This is a genomic window from Streptomyces sp. NPDC054847, assembly GCF_053610925.1.
Map to the genome: position 1 here is coordinate 1 of NZ_JBSGZJ010000012.1, position 18,883 is coordinate 18,883.

At 71.7% G+C, this 18,883-nt stretch carries 12 protein-coding genes and 3 tRNA genes; 9 read left to right on the top strand and 6 right to left on the bottom strand.

Going from position 1 to position 18,883, the window contains the following annotated elements; all coding sequences use genetic code 11:
- The first annotated feature begins 190 nt into the window (after positions 1-190).
- Together ACWGH4_RS02970 and ACWGH4_RS02975 are read left to right on the top strand one after the other, a co-directional pair.
- On the top strand, positions 191-1,636 hold the full coding sequence (locus ACWGH4_RS02970; protein ID WP_453454805.1) for an acyl-CoA synthetase: 1,446 nt from the start codon (positions 191-193) through the stop codon (positions 1,634-1,636).
- On the top strand, positions 1,629-2,975 hold the full coding sequence (locus tag ACWGH4_RS02975; protein WP_453454808.1) for a carboxyl transferase domain-containing protein: 1,347 nt from the start codon (positions 1,629-1,631) through the stop codon (positions 2,973-2,975). The genes ACWGH4_RS02970 and ACWGH4_RS02975 overlap by 8 nt, the downstream gene beginning before the upstream one ends.
- A 52-nt stretch (positions 2,976-3,027) precedes the next feature.
- Here ACWGH4_RS02975 and ACWGH4_RS02980 read toward each other — a convergent pair whose 3' ends face one another.
- Positions 3,028-6,717, bottom strand: coding sequence for a S8 family serine peptidase (locus ACWGH4_RS02980; protein WP_453454810.1), 3,690 nt, complete (start codon positions 6,715-6,717; stop codon positions 3,028-3,030).
- 260 nt (positions 6,718-6,977) lie between these two features.
- On the opposite strand from ACWGH4_RS02980, the gene ACWGH4_RS02985 reads away from it, so the two are divergent.
- The gene (locus ACWGH4_RS02985) at positions 6,978-7,766 is read left to right on the top strand and encodes a VOC family protein (RefSeq protein WP_453454812.1); all 789 of its coding nucleotides are present in this window, start codon (positions 6,978-6,980) and stop codon (positions 7,764-7,766) included.
- On the opposite strand, the gene ACWGH4_RS02990 is transcribed toward ACWGH4_RS02985, so the two are convergent.
- Positions 7,759-9,693 (bottom strand): ricin-type beta-trefoil lectin domain protein, encoded by a 1,935-nt coding sequence (locus ACWGH4_RS02990; RefSeq protein WP_453454815.1) that lies wholly within the window; start codon positions 9,691-9,693, stop codon positions 7,759-7,761. The genes ACWGH4_RS02985 and ACWGH4_RS02990 overlap by 8 nt on opposite strands.
- Positions 9,694-10,191: 498 nt before the next feature.
- On the opposite strand from ACWGH4_RS02990, the gene ACWGH4_RS02995 reads away from it, so the two are divergent.
- Positions 10,192-10,608 (top strand): VOC family protein, encoded by a 417-nt coding sequence (locus ACWGH4_RS02995; RefSeq protein ID WP_453454817.1) that lies wholly within the window; start codon positions 10,192-10,194, stop codon positions 10,606-10,608.
- 95 nt (positions 10,609-10,703) lie between these two features.
- Positions 10,704-11,387, top strand: a complete 684-nt coding sequence (locus tag ACWGH4_RS03000) for a histone deacetylase (protein ID WP_453454820.1) — start codon at positions 10,704-10,706, stop codon at positions 11,385-11,387.
- A gap of 73 nt (positions 11,388-11,460) precedes the next feature.
- On the opposite strand, the gene ACWGH4_RS03005 is transcribed toward ACWGH4_RS03000, so the two are convergent.
- The 3 genes from ACWGH4_RS03005 to ACWGH4_RS03015 form a co-directional block, all read right to left on the bottom strand.
- A tRNA-Ile gene (locus tag ACWGH4_RS03005) sits at positions 11,461-11,534 on the bottom strand.
- A gap of 212 nt (positions 11,535-11,746) precedes the next feature.
- Positions 11,747-11,819: transfer RNA gene (locus tag ACWGH4_RS03010), tRNA-Asn, on the bottom strand.
- A gap of 5 nt (positions 11,820-11,824) precedes the next feature.
- A tRNA-Asn gene (locus ACWGH4_RS03015) sits at positions 11,825-11,897 on the bottom strand.
- A gap of 173 nt (positions 11,898-12,070) precedes the next feature.
- Here ACWGH4_RS03015 and ACWGH4_RS03020 point away from each other — a divergent pair.
- From ACWGH4_RS03020 to ACWGH4_RS03035, 4 genes are all read left to right on the top strand, one after another.
- Positions 12,071-12,370 carry a YtxH domain-containing protein gene (locus ACWGH4_RS03020; RefSeq protein WP_453454823.1) on the top strand — a complete coding sequence of 100 codons (300 nt, stop codon included), beginning with the start codon at positions 12,071-12,073 and terminating at the stop codon, positions 12,368-12,370.
- 67 nt (positions 12,371-12,437) lie between these two features.
- On the top strand, positions 12,438-13,883 hold the full coding sequence (locus ACWGH4_RS03025) for an FGGY family carbohydrate kinase (RefSeq protein WP_453454826.1): 1,446 nt from the start codon (positions 12,438-12,440) through the stop codon (positions 13,881-13,883).
- 116 nt (positions 13,884-13,999) lie between these two features.
- On the top strand, positions 14,000-15,733 hold the full coding sequence (locus tag ACWGH4_RS03030) for an ABC transporter ATP-binding protein (RefSeq protein WP_453454829.1): 1,734 nt from the start codon (positions 14,000-14,002) through the stop codon (positions 15,731-15,733).
- Entirely contained in the window at positions 15,730-17,652 is a 1,923-nt protein-coding gene (locus ACWGH4_RS03035; RefSeq protein ID WP_453454832.1) for an ABC transporter ATP-binding protein, read from the top strand. Before ACWGH4_RS03030 ends, ACWGH4_RS03035 begins: the two co-directional genes overlap by 4 nt.
- A gap of 84 nt (positions 17,653-17,736) precedes the next feature.
- On the opposite strand, the gene ACWGH4_RS03040 is transcribed toward ACWGH4_RS03035, so the two are convergent.
- Entirely contained in the window at positions 17,737-18,837 is a 1,101-nt protein-coding gene (locus ACWGH4_RS03040) for a sigma-70 family RNA polymerase sigma factor (protein WP_441262881.1), read from the bottom strand.
- Positions 18,838-18,883: the final 46 nt, after the last annotated feature.

Below are 18,883 nucleotides of genomic sequence, written 5' to 3' on the forward strand. Positions count from 1 at the left end.
CCCCCGTGGACGCCGGCCGGGCGGCGGTGTTCCCCCGTCGGCCGTCGCCGATCCTGCCGGACTCGAGGGATCCGGCGCATCGTTCCCTGGAGGGAGCCGCCCGCCCGGCGGCTCCTCCGCGTGGGGGAGACAATGGCCGTCCCGGGAAACCCGCCGGGTGCGGCATGAGACGACACCAGGAGGCCGACGAGTGAGTTCCCTCTTCCCAGCGCTGGCGACGACCGCCACCGGCACCGACCGGGCAGCCCTCCGGTTCGGCGAACGGTCGCTGACCTACGGGCAGTTGCGCGGCGCGGCGGGAGCGCTGGCGCAACGGATCGCCGGGGCGGAGCGGGTCGCGTTGTGGGCCGGCCCCACCCTCGAGACCGCGGTCGGTGTGGTGGCCGCGCTGCTGGCAGGCGTACCGGTCGTGCCGTTGAACCCGCGGACCGGTGACCGGGAACTGGCGCACATCGTGGCGGACAGCGGGCCCACCGCGGTGCTAGCCGCCCCGGAGGACCAACTGCCCGCGCCCCTGCACCCGTTGAGCCGGATCGACATCACGGTGACGGGTGCGGCGGGCGAGCTGCCCCCGGAGCCGGCGGCCGAATCCCCCGCGCTGATCGTCTACACCTCCGGCACCACCGGCCCGCCCAAGGGCGCGGTGCTGCCCCAGCGGGCGGTAGCCGCCTCGCTCGACGCCTTGCAGGACGCCTGGCAGTGGGGCTCCGACGACGTCCTGGTCCACGCCCTGCCGCTGTTCCATGTGCACGGGCTGATCCTCGGCGTCCTCGGACCGCTGCGCCGCGGCGGCGAGGTGCGCCATCTGGGCCGCTTCAGTCCGGAGGGCGTGGCACGGGAGCTGGGCTCGGGCGGCACGATGCTCTTCGGCGTGCCCACGATGTACCACCGGCTGGCGGAGGCGCTCGACGGCGACGCCGAGCTGACGAAGGCGCTGTCCGGCGCGCGGCTGCTGGTCTCCGGTTCGGCCGCCCTGCCGCTGCCCGACCACGCCCGCATCGCGGAGGCGACGGGGCGCCGGGTGATCGAGCGGTACGGGATGACGGAGACCCTGATGAACACCAGCGTCCGCGTCGACGGCGAGGCCCGTCCGGGCACCGTCGGCGTGCCGCTGCGCGGCGTGGAGCTGCGGCTGGTGGACGAGGACGGCACGGAGATCGCCGCACGCGACGGCGAGACGATCGGCGAGATCCAGGTGCGCGGCGACAATCTGTTCACCGAGTACCTGAACCGCCCCGACGCCACGGCCGCCGCCTTCGACGGGGACTGGTTCCGCACCGGCGACATGGCCGTGCGCGAGCCGGACGGCTATGTGCGCATCGTCGGCAGGAAGAGCACCGACCTGATCAAGAGCGGCGGCTACAAGATCGGGGCGGGCGAGATCGAGAACGTGCTGCTCGACCATCCGGCCGTCCGCGAGGCCGCGGTGACTGGTGAGCCCGACGCGGACCTCGGCGAGCGGGTGGTCGCCTGGATCGTCGCCGCCGACCCGGCGGACCCGCCGTCGGCGGAGGAGCTGACCGCCCACGTCGCCTCCCAACTCGCCCCGCACAAGCGGCCACGGACGGTCCGGTTCCTCGACGTCCTGCCGCGCAACGACATGGGCAAGATCATGAAGCGGGCGCTCCATGGCTGAGCGTGTGTCCGCCCGCGAGGCGATCGCCCTGGTCAGCGACGGCTTCACCGAGCAGGAGCTCGCCGACCTGCCCGACGCGGGCGACGGCCCGCTCGGCTGGGAGGGCTACGGCGCACAGCGCGACCGCGCCTCACGCCGGACCGGCTCGGCCGAGTCCGTCGTCTACGGCACGGCGGTGCTCGGCGGCGCCGAATGCGTGTTGATCTCCTTCGAGTTCGGCTTCCTCGGCGGTTCACTGAGCGAGCGGGCCGGGGACCGGCTGGAGGCCGCGTACGGGCTGGCCCGTGAGCGCCGGCTGCCGCTCGTCTCGCTGATCGCGACCGGCGGCAGCCGGATGCAGGAGGGGATGATCGCGCTCGGCCAGCTCCAGCGGGTCGCCCGTACGTCGGTGCTGCTGCGGGAGGCGGGCGTGGCGCACATCGCCGTGCTCCGCGATCCGACGACCGGCGGCGGCTGGGCCACGCTCGGCGCGGGCGCCGACGTGATCCTGGCGCTGCCCGGCGCTCAGGTCGGCTTCGCCGGCTCGCGTGTGCGTCCGGCGGACGCGGACCCGGCCGCGTACACGGCGGAGGGACAGCTCGCGGCGGGTCAGGTCGACGCCGTCGTCCCTCCCGGCTCCCTGCGCGACACGCTCGCGTTCTGGGTGAAGGCGCTCGCCCCTGCGAACCCGGCCGGGGAACGGGAACCCGTGGACCCGCCGCGGGCGCTGGGCGCCGGCGGGGAGCCTGCGCGTACCGGATGGGACGCCGTACGGCAGGCGCGCGGTGCGGACAGGCCACGGGCCGAGGCGTACCTCGACGACTACTTCACGCGCCGCGAGCCGCTGCGCGGCGACCGGTGCGGCGGTGAGGACCCCGGCATGCTCTGCGGGGTGGGGCTGCGGGACGGGCGGCCTGTCGCGTACGTCGCCCAGGGCGGAACCGCGACCAGGCCATCCGGTTACCGCACCGCCGCCCGGGTCGTGAGGCTCGCCGACCGGCTGGGACTGCCGGTGCTGACGCTGATCGACACCCCGGGCGCCGCCAACGACGCGGAGGCGGAACGCTCCGGCGCCGGCGCGGCCATCGCCGAGCTGTTCACGGCGGTCGCCGCCGCGCGCACACCGCTGACCGGCCTGCTCATCGGCGAGGGCGGCTCCGGGGGCGCGCTGGCGCTGGCCGCGCCGGGCAACACGTGGGCCACGCCGGCGAGTTACTTCTCCGTCATCGCCCCGGAGCTCGCCGCCGCGATCCTCAAACGCTCCCCCGACCAGGTGCCGCACCTCGCGGACCAGCTTCGGCTGCGCCCCGAGGACCTGGTCGAACTGGGCGTGGTGCGGGGCATCGTGGGGCCCGCGTGACGGCGGGAGGCCCGGTACGGAGCACGTACCGGGCCTCCCCTTTGCCGGCGGGCTACTTCACACCCACCGCACGGATGATTTCCTGTCGCACCGAGCCGCCCTTGTCGTCCTTCGCGGAGGCCCGGACCGAGATGTACTGTGCGTCCGCCGGGACCCGGACCGTGCCCTCCCAGGCCGCGGACCTGCCCCGGGCGCCGTCGAGTTCCACGGCCGTCCAGGTCTTCCCGTCGTCGAACGACACCTCCAGCGACCCGCCGCCGATCCGGCCGGTGTCCGCCGCGCCCTCGACGTACTCGGCGAAGATCCCGAGACCGAGGCGCTTGCCGGCCCGGACGTCACCGCGCAGGTCGGTGTCGACGTCGAAGCCGAGGTTGAGCATCGGCAGCACGGTCCGCCGGTCGGCCGGCGTCTCGGCGGAGCGGACGGTCCACTCGGTGTGGCCCTTCGTCGCCAGCCGCCACCGTTCGGCGTCCAGGGTGGTGTCGGTGACCACCTTGTACGTCTTCTCCGCCGGGTCGGCACCCCAGGCGTAGGCGCCCGAGCTCATCTTGCGGTCCACCAGCTCGCCGTCCGCGTACACCTCGGTGAACTGCGTCATCGACGCATCGCTCCACACGTCGCCGAAGCCGGTGTGGTCGGGGCCGGAGTCGCCCCAGCCGGGGGTGTTGAACTCGAGATTGTTGCCGGTCCGGGTCTGTCCCCAGCCGAGTCCGGTGCCCAGCCACGGGTGCAGCACCGGCTTGAACCAGTTGAGCTCGGAGCGGCTGCCGCCCTGGTAGACGGGGGTGCCGCTACGCTGCTCGAGGGCGCCGGGGCCGTTGGTGACGGACTCGTGCCAGCGCTGGCCGGGACCGGTGCTGACGTAGTCGGTGCGCTCGACGGGGAAGGCGATCTTCTCCGCGAAGCCGAAGCCGACGGGGAAGGTGTCGGTGATCGAGTAGCGGAATTCGCCGCCGTCCGCGGGCTTCGCCGCGTGGAACCTGCTGTCGAGCACGGCCAGCTCACCCCTGCCGGGCCGGTAGAGGAGGTCGCGGTCCGGTACGGCGCCGGGGTGGCCCTCCGAGAGGTCGTACACGTACGGCGTGTACTGCGTGCCGGTCAGTTCGAGGCGCTCGTGGCGGCGGGCCGCCTCCCGCAGACGGGCGCCGTCCGCCGCGTCGACGGTGGCGACGTGAAGCGGCCGGTCCTCGTAGCTCTCCGTGCCGAACCACGCCATCAGCCGGCCGGGCGCGTCGTCGGTGACGAACAGAACCTTCGCCCCCGCGTCCTGGGCGTTCTGGGCGAGCTGCGCGGGGCCGACCGCGCCCGTGTGGTGGACGACGACCGCCTTGCCGCGGACGTCCGTGCCCGCGTAGTCGGCCGTGGTTCCCGCGCCCGCGTCGACGACGTCGAGCCGCTGCTTCCCGTCGAGGACGGCCGTGCCGGCCTGGAGCCGGGCTCCGCCGAGCAGCCTGCCGCCGGCGGTGACGTCGAGCATGGGCTTGCCGAGGCGCCAGACGGTCCGGTACTCGAACGAGCCGGTCGCGGGCTCGCCGGTGGGCGCCGCGAAGATGCTGTCGTACATGGGCGGGACCTGCACCGCGCCGCCGTAGGAGACGCCGTTGGCGTCGCGGTCGAACTCCATCAGCAGCTGGCGGGTCTCCGTCCGCCTGCCGACGTCGGCCCGCACCTCCCGCAGCGTCCGCCCGTCGAGGGTGATCTCGCGGTCCCGGTCGAGGGTGATCTCCGGGTCCGTGAGGAACCCGAGACCGAGGGAGTCCTTGCCGTTGCTGCCGCGTACGTCGAGGAACGAGGAGACGGTGTACGTGCCCGGCGGCAGCCGCAGTTCGAGGGTGCCGGACTCGCCGACCGTCGCGGGGAACGGGTCGTTGCCCTTCTCCAGCTTCTGCACACCGAGGTGGGCCGCGGTCGCGGCGCCGTCCCGGTCGAGGACGCGGACGGTGAGCGTGTAGCGCTCCTCCTCCTTCACCAGCCCGACGGCGGTGTGGGCGACGCTGCGCTCCCCGTCCTTCGCGACGATGCGGGCGGAGGTGTTGCCGACGGGCGCGCCGGTGCCGTCGCCGGTCACCGACGTCTGCGCCGTGCCGTGCGCGGGCACGGTGAGCGTGGTGTCGGCGAGGGAGAACACCCCGGCCGGGGCGTTCTCCACGGCGAGGTCCAGGGTGACGGGCTCGTCGGAGTGGTTGGTGTAGGTGACCGTCTTCGTGACGGGCTCGTTCTCCTCGTACGGCCAGTGGAAGAAGCCGAGGCCCGCGCTGCCGGTCGCGGTGACCGTCGCGCCGACCGCGTCCGGGACGTCGAGCCGGCCGGCGCCGAGGGCGTAGGCGGAGGCGTCGAGTTGCTCGGACGTGCTCATCAGCGCGTCCTTGAGCTGCTGCCCGTTCCAGTCGGGGTGCTTCTCCGCGAGCAGGGCGGCGACGCCCGCGACGTGCGGGGTGGCCATGGAGGTGCCGCTCATGGCGGTGTACGGGCCTTCGCCGGCGGTGAGCTGCGAGCGTGCGGCGAGGATGTCCACGCCGGGCGCGGACAGGTCGGGCTTGAGCGCGTTGTCGCCGAAGCGCGGGCCCTGGCTGGTGAAGTAGGCGGCCTCGTCCGCCGCGTCGACGGCGCCGATGGTGACTGCGGCGTCGGCCGCGCCGGGTGATCCGATGGAGCCGGGGGTGCCGCTGTTGCCCGCGGCGACGACGAACAGCGCGCCGGTCTCCTCGGAGAGCGTGTTGAGGGCCTGCGCCATCGGGTCCGTGCCGTCGCTGCCCTGCTGCGAACCGAGGCTCATGGACACGATCTTGGCGTCGATGTCCTTGGCGGCCCATTCCATACCGGCGATGATCTGCGACTCGCTGCCGCTGCCCTCGTCGCTGAGCACCTTGCCGACGGCGAGGTCCGCGCCCGGGGCGACCCCCTTCTCCAGGCCGCCGGACGCGGCGCCGCTGCCGCCGACGGTGGACGACACATGGGTGCCGTGGCCGTTGCGGTCGGCGACCTCCTCGCCCTCGATGAAGCTCCTGGACTCCGTGACGCGGTCCTCGAGGTCGGGATGCCCGGCGTCGACGCCGGTGTCGAGGACGGCGACCTTGACCCCCTTGCCGGTGAGCCCGGCCTCCCAAGCCTTGGGGGTGCCTATCTGCGCGTTCGACTCGGCCATGTCGGCCTCGACCCGGCCGTCGAGCCAGACCTTGGCGACGCCCGCGCCGAACGCCGACCGGGACTTCGCGGAGGTGACGGCACGCCAGAACTCGCCGGAGGCCGCCGCCTCGACGGCAACGCCGTTGACGCTCGGCAGCGCCCGGACGGTCTCCGCGCCACGGGCCTGCGTCCGCGGCGCGCCCTTCGCGTAGCTCACGATGAGCGGCAGGCCGTCCTGCCCCCCGAGCCCCTGCTCGATGAGCCCCGTGACGTCGAAGAGCCTCTTGTCGAGCACGCCGGCGGCCAGGTAGGGACGCGCCTCGTCGGGCACGACGGTGACGCGCCCGTCCGAGATCTCGCTGCGCACGGCGCCCACGGCGCCCTCGGGCCGCTGTACGGCCACCGATTTCCGGCCGCTGCCGAGGTCGGTGACGGTCACCTTGTCGCCGGTGACCAGCGTGACGGTGTGCGCCGCCTGGGCGGTCCTCGCGGCGGTTCCCGCCGTGGCGGGGGCCGGTCCACGGTCGGCGGCGACGGCCTGCCCGGCCGGGAGCAGGACGAGGGACACGCCGGCGGCGATCAGCCGGGCCCTGCGTCTCGCGGGTGCTCTGGTCATGAACGACTCTCCTCGGGACGCCCGGTGGGAGGGGTGGCTCCGGGCGCTGCGAAGAGTCTCGGCGTGATCCGGGCGGTTGCGAACGGACTCCGCTGGCGGGTACGTGCCATGGCGGCGACCCGCCAGACGTCCCTCCGGAGCCGGGCACGAGCCGCTGCGCCGCCGGGTCAGCGGGTGCCCGGCGCGTCCGACGGGCGGCCCGGCACGGGGGCGCATAGCGTGCGACGGGAGAGACCGACGGGCAGGAAGGCTTGGAGACGATGGCAGCGCACCCCGAAGGCACGCCCTGCTGGGCCGACGCGATGTTCCCCGACGTGGAGGCCGCGAAGGGCTTCTACGGCGAGCTGCTGGGCTGGACCTTCGACGAGGGCTCGCCCGAGTTCGGCGGCTACACGCAGGCGTTCTCCGACGACAAGGCCGTCGCGGCCGTCGTTCCCCGCATGCCGGGAACGGGCGGGCCGCCGGCCTGGAACCTCTACTTCGCCACATCCGACGTGGCGTCCGCCGCCGAGAGGATCCGGGACAACGGCGGCGCGCTGCTGATGGATCCGATGCCGGTCGGCTCCTTCGGCACGATGGTCACGGCGGAGGAGCCCAGCGGGGTGTTCTTCAGCCTCTGGCAACCGGACGCCCACACGGGGTTCGGGAAGACCGGCGAGCCCGGCTCGTACTGCTGGGCGGAGGTCACCACCAGGGACGTGGAGCGGGCCGACCACTTCTTCTGCTCTCTCTTCCCTTACGAGGCGAAGCGGATGCAGGAGGATTCGGTCGACTTCACCCTGTGGCACCTCGGCGGTGAACCCGTCGCGGGCCGGCTGCGGATGACGGACGACTTCCCGCCCGACCTCCACCCGTACGTCAACGTGTACTTCGGCGTCGAGGACTGCGACGCGGCGATCGACACGGTCACCAGGCTGGGCGGCACGCTCCAGCGCGGGCCGCTGGACAGCCCCTACGGACGGTACGCCTCTGTCCGTGACCCGCAGGGCGCCGCGTTCTCCGTCATCGACGTCACCACGACCGCAGGCGAGATGCCCCGGTTCACCTGACCCCGGGTCCGGAGCCGGCGGGCACTGGGGGCGGGAGCGTCACGCTCCGGCTCACCACGGCGGTCACCGGAGGCGCAGGGCTCTGCTGCGCGCCCTGGTCCGGCGGCGGGTCGTTGACCCGGCGCAGACCGTCCTCCGCCGGTGCCTCCGCCTCGCCTCCCCGCACCGCGTCCCGCGCGCCCTCGGGGGCGACGCCGTGGCCGGCCCCTGAGCGGCCCCCCGGGTCGCCGGGCGCGGCGTCGCGGCCGGCGGGCGGTGCGGGGCACGGCTCGCACCCCTGGTCCGCCGCCGGCGGACCGTTGACCTCCTCCGCGTACGGGGCGGTCTGCCCCGTGCCGGACTGCTGCCGCGTGCCCATGGGCGAGGCGTCGGTCTGCCAGACCTGGGCGGGCGATTCGTCGCGGATCTTGACCGCCACGTTCGCCCCCGGCTCCGTCGACGCGGGCACCATGGCCAGCCGGTCGTTCCACCGCGGGATCACCTGGCCCTGGATGGTCAGGTCGTAGCGGACGTCCACCGCGTCGGGGGCGGTCCTGCTGGTGCAGCCGTCCAGGACAACGATGCCATCGAGCCCGTGGGAGTTGAGGCACAGCGCGGGGGCGGCGGAGCTGCGGAGCCGGCCGTCGCTCTCGTACACCCACCTCTGGGTGGCCGCGGAGGAGCAGGCCGCCATGGTCACCTCCGTCCCGGCCTGCGGCGCGGGGGCGGTGATGTCGAGGCACAGTCCGGCCTCCGCGTTGCGCAGCCGGGTGGTCAGCGGGGCCGCCGGATGGTTGGCCGACGTGGCCGTCGGGTCGGGCGTGGGGGTGGTGGGCGCGGGTGTGCCCGCCCCGGGTGCGGGCGGGGCGGTGCCGGTGACGGCGCCGCTGGGGACGGACGGGCCGGCCTGGCTGTCGTCGTCCTGCCAGAGGGCCGACGCCAGGGTGATGACGAGCAGCCCGGTCACGGCCGCGGCGGCCCCGACGGTCAGCGCTCCGGGCGCGGTGCCGGCCGCCGCGATGCGCCGGCCTTTCAGGGCGAGGCTCCGCAGCGCGCGGGGCCCACCGCCGCGAGAGTGCCGGCCGCTCCCCCGCGGGCCGCGGGGCCCGGCGCCGGCCGCGTCCTGCGCCGCCCTGGCCCTGCGCCGCCTCCCCGGCCGCGAGTCGAGATACGGCCCGGCCGCGCCGCCGAGCAGCGCCTGTCCGAGCAGCACGCCCAGCCGCCCGCCGGACTGCCGGAGCTGGTCGGCGGCGAACCGGCAGTACGAGCATTCGGACAGATGCACCTGGATGTCGGGGATCAGGACCCCGCCCCGGCGCAGCGAGATGTCGAGCAGGCGGTTGTAGTGGCGGCACTCGGCGGTCGGCGCGTACTCCCGATGGACCCGCACACAGGCCTGCCTGAACTGTTCGCGGGCCTGCTCCAGCTGGGCGGAGGCGACACGTGGATCAAGCCCCGACAAACCCGCCGGTATGGATATACCCTCGGCCTCGACCTCGGCATGCCAGAGGAGAACCTGAGCGGTCATCGGCATTACATGGAAAGCCCGGGAGACCAACTGCCTGTTTTCCCCGGGGCCTTCCGGATTCATGAGTCCGGTCAGTACCGACGCCACCGTCGGGTCATCGGCCCACGCCTTGGCGATATGACGGACGGTCACCAGAAGATGGGGGCGAAGCGCACCCGCGGCCGCGTTGCGGGCCAGACTTTCCATGAGCTGCGTGAAAGCCGCGGTGGTCAGCATCGAAGCGGTTTTGTTCGAGGTCGCACAAATTGAGGCGTAATCGAACACGGGCTGCCAGTGCCGGGCGAGCAGTGTGGCCATCGGCTGGACTTCGAGGCCTCCTCCACCGGTCTGCAGTGCGGCGGCGAGCTCCTCGTCCGAGACCCCCGGGGCGCGGCCGGGCTGCGAAGAAGGGGCGGTTCCGGGCGTGCGGGGATGTTGCATTGACGTCTTTCCATCCATGGCAATGCGGTGGGGGGTTGCTGTGTGGGACCGAAAGAAGTGCACCGATTGGTACATACCTTCGAGCGGGGCGGCTCGACGCTCTTTTGGAGTTGGCCACCGCAATGGAATTCGAACGGTTGATCTGGGCAGTGCTGTTCGGGTACGAGAGGGCTCACCCTTACACAACTCGCCTGTCAGTAACAAGAGTTCTGGAACCCCGACCATTCACAACGTGCCGGTCAAGACAACTTTCGGGCAGGGACAACGCTTTCTGGAACTCGAGTAAGTACAACAATGGAGAAGCATTCCGACGGCCGTGGTTGACGAAAGCGGCAATCACGTCCAGCGACGGCCACAACCACCGCCCCGCCAACGACGACCCGGGCGGACGGATCAGCCGCTCACACCCCGCGGTTCCCCGACCGCGTGTGGCGGCAAAAAGCGGGAGCGGGGCAATTACCCTGCGAGAACCGACCTGCCCCACAAAAGGAGCGTCCAGTGGCATCTCGCCTCAACCCGTACATCAGCTTCGCCGGCAACGCGCGCGAGGCCATGGAGTTCTACAAAAGCGTCCTCGGCGGAAACCTGCGGCTGAACACCTACGCCGACATCGGCGGCGAGACCTCGCCCGACGACGCCGACAAGATCATGCACGCCATGCTCGAGACCGACCGCGGCTTCACGCTGATGGGAGCCGACACCCCGCCCGGCATGGAGCACAAGCCCGGCAACAACTTCTCGATCAGCCTGAGCGGCGAGGACGCCGACGAACTCCGCGGCTACTGGGAGAAGCTCTCCGCCGACGGCACGGTGAACGTCCCCCTCGAGAAGCAGATGTGGGGCGACACGTTCGGCATGTGCGTCGACCGGTTCGGCATTTCGTGGATGGTCAACATCAACGAGAGCCAGGGCTGACCTGCGGTTCCCGCCCGGCGAATGTGTGCGGCCGCCCCGGCCGCACACCACCCCGTAGCCTGGAACCGCCCAGATTTCCGTCAGCGGAGCCGTCCGTGACCATCGTCCACCGCCTCGCCACCGCACCGGCAGCAGCGACGCGCGGCGCGGAGCACATCTGGTACGCGTCGTACGGCTCGAACATGGACACCGGCCGGTTGCGGTACTACCTTACCGGCGGCCGGCCCCCCGGTGCGGCACGGACCTACCCGGGCTGCCGCGACCGGCGCCCGCCCGTGCGCTCCGCACCGGTCGAGTTCCCGGGGACGCTGTACTTCGCGACCGAGTCGCCCGTATGGCAAGGCGGCCGGGCCTTCTACGACCCCGCCGCCGACGGCACCGTCTGGGGCCGCGCCCACCTCGTCACCGTGCAGCAGTTCTCCGACATCGCCGCGCAGGAGATGTACGAAGTCCCCGGCAAGGACCTCGACCTCGCGGCGGTGCTCACCCACGGCATGGCCGCCCTCGGCCCCGGCCGGTACGAGACGCTGGTCCTCCTCGGCCACCTCGAGGACATCCCGGTACTCACCTTCACCGCACCGTGGCGCCTGACGGAAGTGACCTGGAACAAACCCTCGGCCCCGTATCTGCTGCACCTGGCCCACGGACTGTGCGCCGACGGCACCTGGGAGCCGTCGGCCGTAGCCCGCTATCTGTCCCTGTGCCCGGGAGCGGCGAAGGCCTGGACGCCGACCGAGCTCACCACGCTGATCGAGGGGCTCGAGGGGCCGGGAGAGTGAACTCGCGGAGGATCCGGAAGGGATGTCGCGCGCCTCACGGGGAGCGGAGACGTTTCCCCTTACCTTCCTTGGGTGGGGCGGGTGGGACTCGAACCCACGGCCGACGGATTATGAGTCCGCTGCTCTAACCGGCTGAGCTACCGCCCCTAACGGCGCGTCGCGCACATTTGTGCGCGCCGTCTGCCGCAGCATAGCCGGTCATACGATCTCCTGCCTCGCATGGTCGACAACGCTCGACCATGAGGACTTCACTGCGGCCCCCGCGGTTCCGGATGTAGCCGGGAACACACCGAAGGCACTGTCCGGGCTCCCGTACGCGTACATGAAAAAAGGGCCCCCGAGGGCCCTCTTCCCATCTGCTCCCCCGGCTGGACTCGAACCAGCAACCCTCCGGTTAACAGCCGAATGCTCTGCCAATTGAGCTACAGGGGATCGCGCTCCCCCGACTGGACTCGAACCAGTAACCTGCCGGTTAACAGCCGGCTGCTCTGCCAATTGAGCTACAGGGGATTGCTGCGTGTGCACCGAACGTACCTACCCGGGGCGTCCCAGGGGGCGTGCGCTCGCTGCGACACATACATTAGCGCAACCAGGGGGGTGCTCCGCCAATCGGTATGGCGCCGGGTGATCACAGGTCCCGACGGGTAGGCGGGCAGCACCGACGCAACGGAAGGGTGTCACCCATGCGGTACAAGCTCACGTTCGTCGCGGGACTGGCCATCGGCTTCGTGCTCGGGACACGGGCCGGGCGCGAGCGCTACGAGCAGCTCAAGAAGTCCGCGCGACAGATCTCGCAGAACCCGGCGGTCCGCAACGCCGCCGAGTCCGCCGCCCACAACGGCCGCGAGGCGGCGGGCAAAGCCTTCCACGCGGTCAGCGACAAGGTCGGCGACCGGGTCCCCGACTCGGTGGCGGACCGCGTACGGGCGCTCCGGGAGCGGGGCGGCGGCACCGAGGACGACTGGGGAACGACCAACACCTGAGGCGGCCGGTCCCGGTGCCCGGCGGGCGTGACGCCGGACACCGCCCGCGTACGGCAGAATTCCGGACATGGGGATAGTCGCCGGGTTGGACAGTTCGTCTGGGTTCACGCGCATCGTCGTCTGCGACGCGGACACGGGAGCCGTGCTGCGTCAGGGGTGTGCGCCGCACCCCGTGGAACCCAAGGCCACCGACATAGATCCGCAGGCGTGGCTGCTCTCGCTCGGCGAGGCGGCCACCGGCGGTCTGCTCGAGGGCGTCCAGGCCATCGGGGTCTCCGCGCAGCAGCACGGCCTGATCACCCTGGACGCCCAGGGTGCTCCGGTGCGCCCCGCCCTGCTCGGCAACGACAAGCGGGCGCAGGCCGCCGCGGCCGACCTCATCGACGCCCTCGGCGGCCGGCAGGCCTGGGCGGAAGCCGTCGGTTCGGTGCCGCAGGCCGGGCAGCCGGTGGCGAAGCTCCGCTGGCTCGCCCGCGCGGAGCCGGACGCGGCACGTCGCGTCGCCGCCGTGATGCAGCCGCACGACTGGCTGGTGTGGCAGCTGCTGGGCCGGCCGGCCCGCAGGACCACGGACCGCGGCGGCGCGTCCGGCACCGGCTACTGGTCGGCCGGCACGGGGGCGTACCGCTCCGATCTCGTCGAGCTTGCGCTCGGGCAGCAGTGCGCCCTTCCCGAGGTGCTCGGCCCCGCCGAAGCCGCTGGCACCACACCGGAAGGGCTGCTGATCTCGGCGGGCACCGGCGAGACGATGGCGGCGGCCTTCGGTCTCGGGGTGGCCGTCGGGGACGCTGTGGTGTCGCTGGGGGCGTCCGGTTCCGTGATGGCCGTGCACCACGAGGCGCTGCCCGACCCGAGCGGGACGATCACCTCGTTCGCCGACGCGACCGGGATGCACCTGCCGGTCGTGCACACCCTCAACGCCGTGCGGGCCCTGCGCGGCAGCGCCGAACTGCTGGGCGTCGCCGACCTTTCCGAGCTCTCGGCGCTGGCTCTGAAGTCGACGCCCGGCTCGTCCGGGCTGGTGCTGCTGCCGTATCTGGAGGGCGAGCGGACACCGCAGCTGCCGCACACCGCGGGCACGCTGACCGGTCTGCGGCGCGAGTCGATGAAGCCGGAGCACCTGGCGCGTGCCTCGTTCGAGGGCATGCTCTGCTCGCTGGCGGACGCGATGGACGTGCTGCGCCGGCGGGGCGTGGAGGTGCGCCGGGTGTTCCTGCTTGGGGCGGCCGCCGAGCTGCCCGCCGTGCAGGCGCTCGCACCGGCGATCTTCGGCGCGCAGGTCGTCGTGCCGCAGCCGGCCGACTACGCGGCCCTGGGCGCGGCCCGGCAGGCCGCGTGGGCGCTGGGCGCCGCGCAGGGGACGCTGTCCCCGCAGGCTCCGCCGGCCTGGCAGGGCGCCGCGGCGCAGGTGTTCGAGCCGGGCGAGGAACTGGCGGTCGGACAGGCGGTGCGTCAGCAGTACGGCGCGACGCGGGACCAGATCCACCCCGGGGCCTTCGACGCCATGTCGTGACGCGCGGTCGTATCAGCTGTTCTTGACCGGCGCTTGGGGAAAACCCTTGGGGTTTTGCCGACCCGGTGTCGGAAGATGGGGTGACCCCCGATCTTGCCGAGCCCGAGAGACAGCGCGTGCTGATACGACTGCTGCGGACCTATCTCCGTCCGTACAAGAGACCCATTGGCTTCCTGGTGGCGCTGCAACTGCTGCAGACCAGCGCCACCCTCTATCTGCCCACCCTGAACGCGGACATCATTGACAACGGTGTCGTCAAGGGCGACACCGGCTACATCCTGGCCCTCGGCGCCTTGATGATCGGCGTCAGCGTCGTCCAGGTGCTCTGCAACATCGGGGCCGTGTTCTACGGGGCGCGGACAGCGGCCGCGCTCGGCCGTGACGTCCGTGCCGACATCTTCGGCCGGGTGCAGAGCTTCTCGGCCCGTGAGGTCGCCCACTTCGGGGCGCCGTCGCTCATCACCCGCACCACCAACGACGTCCAGCAGGTGCAGATGCTGGTGCTGATGGCGTTCACGCTGATGGTGTCGGCGCCGATCATGTGCGTCGGCGGCATCGTGATGGCGCTCGGCCAGGACGTGCCGCTGTCGGCGGTGCTGCTCGCGGTCGTGCCCGTGCTCGGCATCTGCGTCTCGCTGATCGTGAAGAAGATGCGGCCGCTGTTCCGCACCATGCAGGAGCGGCTCGACACCGTGAACCGGGTGCTGCGCGAGCAGATCACCGGCAACCGCGTGATCCGGGCCTTCGTACGGGACGAGTACGAGAAGGGGCGCTTCCGCGAGGCGAACAAGGACCTGACCGACGTTTCGATGTCCACCGGCCGGCTGATGGCACTGATGTTCCCGACGGTGATGACGGTCGTGAACGTCTCCTCGGTCGCCGTCGTCTGGTTCGGCGCGCAGCGCATCGACAGCGGTGCCATACAGATCGGCGCGCTGACCGCGTTCCTCGCCTATCTGATGCAGATCGTGATGGCCGTGATGATGGCCACCTTCATGTTCATGATGGTGCCGCGCGCCGAGGTGTGCGCGGAGCGCATCCAGGAGGTGCTGGACACCGACTCGAGCGTGGTGCCGCCGCTCGCTCCCGTGACGGAGCTGCGCGGCCGCGGCCGGCTGGAGGTCCGGGGCGTCGACTTCCGCTACCCGGGGGCCGAGGAACCGGTGCTGCGGGGCGTCGACCTGGTGGCGCACCTGGGCGAGACGACCGCGATCATCGGCTCCACGGGCAGCGGCAAGTCGACAGTGCTCGGCCTGGTGCCGCGGCTGTTCGACGTGACGGGCGGCGAGGTGCTCGTCGACGGGGTCGACGTGCGGGAGCTCGAGCCGGCTCTGATGGCGAGGACGGTGGGTCTCGTGCCGCAGAAGCCGTACCTCTTCTCCGGGACCGTGGCGACCAACCTGCGCTACGGCAAGCCCGACGCGAGCGAAGAGGAGCTGTGGCAGGCGCTCGAGACAGCGCAGGCGGCCGACTTCGTACGCGGGCTGGAAGGCGGGCTCAACGCCCCCATCGCCCAGGGCGGCACGAATGTGTCCGGCGGACAGCGCCAGCGGCTCGCGATCGCGAGGACGCTCGTCCAGCGGCCGGAGATCTATCTTTTCGACGATTCGTTCTCGGCGCTCGACTACGCCACGGACGCGGCGCTGCGTGAGGCGCTCGCCCGTGAGACGTCGGGCGCGACGGTCGTGATCGTCGCCCAGCGGGTGTCGACGATCCGCGACGCGGACCGGATCGTGGTCCTCGATGAAGGCAGGGTCGTGGGGACCGGAAGCCATCACGAACTGATGGAGAGCAATGAGACGTACCGAGAGATCGTGCTCTCGCAGCTGACGGAGGCTGAGGCCGCATGAGCGGGCCGGGTGGACGCATGATGACGGGTCCCGTCGAGCGATCGATGGACTTCAAGGGCTCGGGCAAGCGACTGCTGCGACAGCTCGCTCCCGAGCGGGCGACGCTGTGGGTGATGCTCGCGGCCGGTGTGCTGAGCGTCGCCTTCGCGGTGGTCGGGCCGAAGATCCTCGGCCGGGCGACCGACCTCATCTTCGCCGGGATCGTCGGCCGGCAGATGCCGGAGGGCACCTCCAAGGAACAGGCCCTGGAGGGCATGCGGCGCAGCGGCGACGACGGTCTCGCGGACATGCTCTCCGGTGTGGACTTCGTCCCCGGCGAGGGCATCGACTTCAACGCCGTCGGCGAGGTCCTGCTGCTGGCGCTGGCGGTGTTCGTGGCCGCCGGACTGACGATGCTGGTGGCGACGCGACTGTCGATCACCGTCATCAACCGCACCGTGTACCGGATGCGCGAGGACGTGCAGGCGAAGCTGTCGCGGCTGCCGCTGTCGTACTTCGACAAGGCCAAGCGCGGCGAGGTGCTCAGCCGGGCCACCAACGACATCGACAACATCTCCCAGACCTTGCAGCAGACGATGGGTCAGATGATCAACTCGCTGCTGACCATCGTCGGTGTGCTGGCGATGATGTTCTGGATCTCGCCGCTGCTGGCGCTGGTCGCGCTGGTGACGGTGCCCGTGTCGGTCTTCGTGGCGGCGAAGGTCGGCAAGCGGTCGCAGCCGCAGTTCGTGGCGCAGTGGAAGTCGACGGGCGCGCTGAACGCCCACATCGAGGAGATGTACACCGGCCACTCGCTGGTGAAGGTCTTCGGTCGCCAGGAGGAGTCGGCGCGGGACTTCGCCGAGCAGAACGAGGCGTTGTACGAGGCCGGGTTCAAGGCGCAGTTCAACAGCGGCATGATGCAGCCGCTGATGTTCTTCATCTCCAACCTGAACTATGTGCTGGTGGCTGTCGTCGGCGGTCTGCGGGTCGCGTCCGGTTCGCTGTCGATCGGTGATGTGCAGGCGTTCATCCAGTACTCGCGGCAGTTCTCGATGCCGTTGACCCAGGTCGCCTCGATGGCGAACCTGGTCCAGTCGGGCGTCGCGTCCGCCGAGCGCATCTTCGAACTGCTGGACGCCGAGGAGCAGGAGACGGACGCCCCGTCCGCGGAGCGGCTCGAGCGCCCCCGCGGCCAGGTCTCGCTGGAGAAGGTGTCGTTCCGCTACGAGCCCGACAAGCCCCTCATCGAGGATCTGTCGCTCGCCGTCGAACCGGGTCACACCGTCGCGATCGTGGGCCCGACCGGTGCGGGCAAGACCACGCTGGTCAATCTGCTGATGCGGTTCTACGAGGTGACCGGCGGACGGATCGCGCTCGACGGCGTCGACATCGCCAAGATGTCCCGCGAGGACCTGCGTTCCGGGATAGGCATGGTGCTCCAGGACACCTGGCTGTTCGGGGGCACGATCGCGGAGAACATCGCGTACGGAGCCTCCCGGGAGGTCACTCGCGAGGAGATCGAGGAGGCGGCGCGGGCCGCGCACGCCGACCGGTTCGTCCGCACGCTGCCCGACGGCTACGACACAGTCATCGACGACGAGGGTTCGGGCGTCAGCGCGGGGGAGAAGCAGCTGATCACCATCGCGCGGGCGTTCCTGTCCGATCCGGTGATCCTGGTGCTGGACGAGGCGACGAGCTCCGTGGACACCCGCACGGAGGTGCTGATCCAGAAGGCGATGGCGCGGCTCGCGCACGGACGGACGAGCTTCGTGATCGCGCACCGGCTCTCGACCATCCGGGACGCGGACGTGATCCTGGTGATGGAGGACGGTTCGATCGTCGAACAGGGCACGCACGAGGAACTGCTGGCGGCGGAAGGGGCGTACGCGCGCCTGTATTCGGCGCAGTTCGCACAGGCGGTGGTGGAGGTCGAGTGACGGGCGGTTCCGGGGGCCCGGCCCCCGGAACCCCGGCGCGAAGACGCCGCCGAAGTCGGCACGGGTCCGGGGCGAAGACCCCGGTCAGTCGAGGTAGCCGCGGAGCTGGTCAGCGAACGCGTGGTCGCGGAGCTTGTTGAGGGTCTTCGACTCGATCTGGCGGATGCGTTCGCGGGTCACGCCGAACAGGCGGCCGATCTCCTCGAGAGTGCGGGGGCGGCCGTCGTCCAGGCCGTAGCGCAGCTGGACCACCTTGCGTTCACGCTCACCCAGCGTGGACAGCACCGCGTCCAGGTGTTCCCGCAGCAGCAGGAACGCGGCGGACTCGACCGGGGACGCCGCGTCGCCGTCCTCGATGAGGTCGCCGAGGGCGACGTCGTCCTCCTCACCCACCGGGGCGTGCAGGGACACCGGCTCCTGGGCCAGCCGCAGGACCTCGCTGACCCGCTCCGAGGTCAGTTCGAGGTGCGTGGCGACCTCTTCCGGTGTGGGCTCGTAGCCGCGTTCCTGAAGCATCCGGCGCTGGACCCGCACCACCCGGTTGATCAGTTCGACGACATGGACGGGCACCCGGATGGTGCGGGCCTGGTCGGCGAGGGCGCGGGACATGGCCTGGCGGATCCACCAGGTCGCGTACGTGGAGAACTTGTAGCCGCGGGCGTAGTCGAACTTCTCCACCGCCCTGATCAGGCCGAGATTCCCCTCTTGGACGAGGTCGAGCATGGTCAGGCCGCGGCCGACGTAGCGTTTGGCGACGGAGACGACGAGGCGGAGGTTCGCCTCGATGAGACGCCGTTTGGCCATCCGGCCCATGACGACGAGCCGGTCGAGGTCGACGGCCAGCTGCGAGTCCGGGTCCGGGGTGTTCGCCAGCTTCTCCTCCGCGAAGAGACCGGCCTCGACCCGGCGGGCGAGCTCGACCTCCTCCGCGGCGGTCAGCAGCGGGATGCGGCCTATCTCCCGCAGGTACTGGCGGAACAGGTCGGAGGACGGGCCGCCGGTGTCAGCACCGCGCCCGGTGCGCCGAGGGGGCTCCGGAGGCTCGACGGCCTCCTCGACCAGACTGCCCGGCAGGGCGTCGGGGTGCCCGGCGGGCAGGCCCTGCGCGGGCACCTGCTCGACCGCGGTCGCGAGGACTGCCGCGACGGCGTCGGTATGGGTCTCGGTCAGGGTCTGGGTCTGCACGGGCGACCTCCAGGGTGATCGCTGCCGGTCGGGGGGCGGGGGCAGC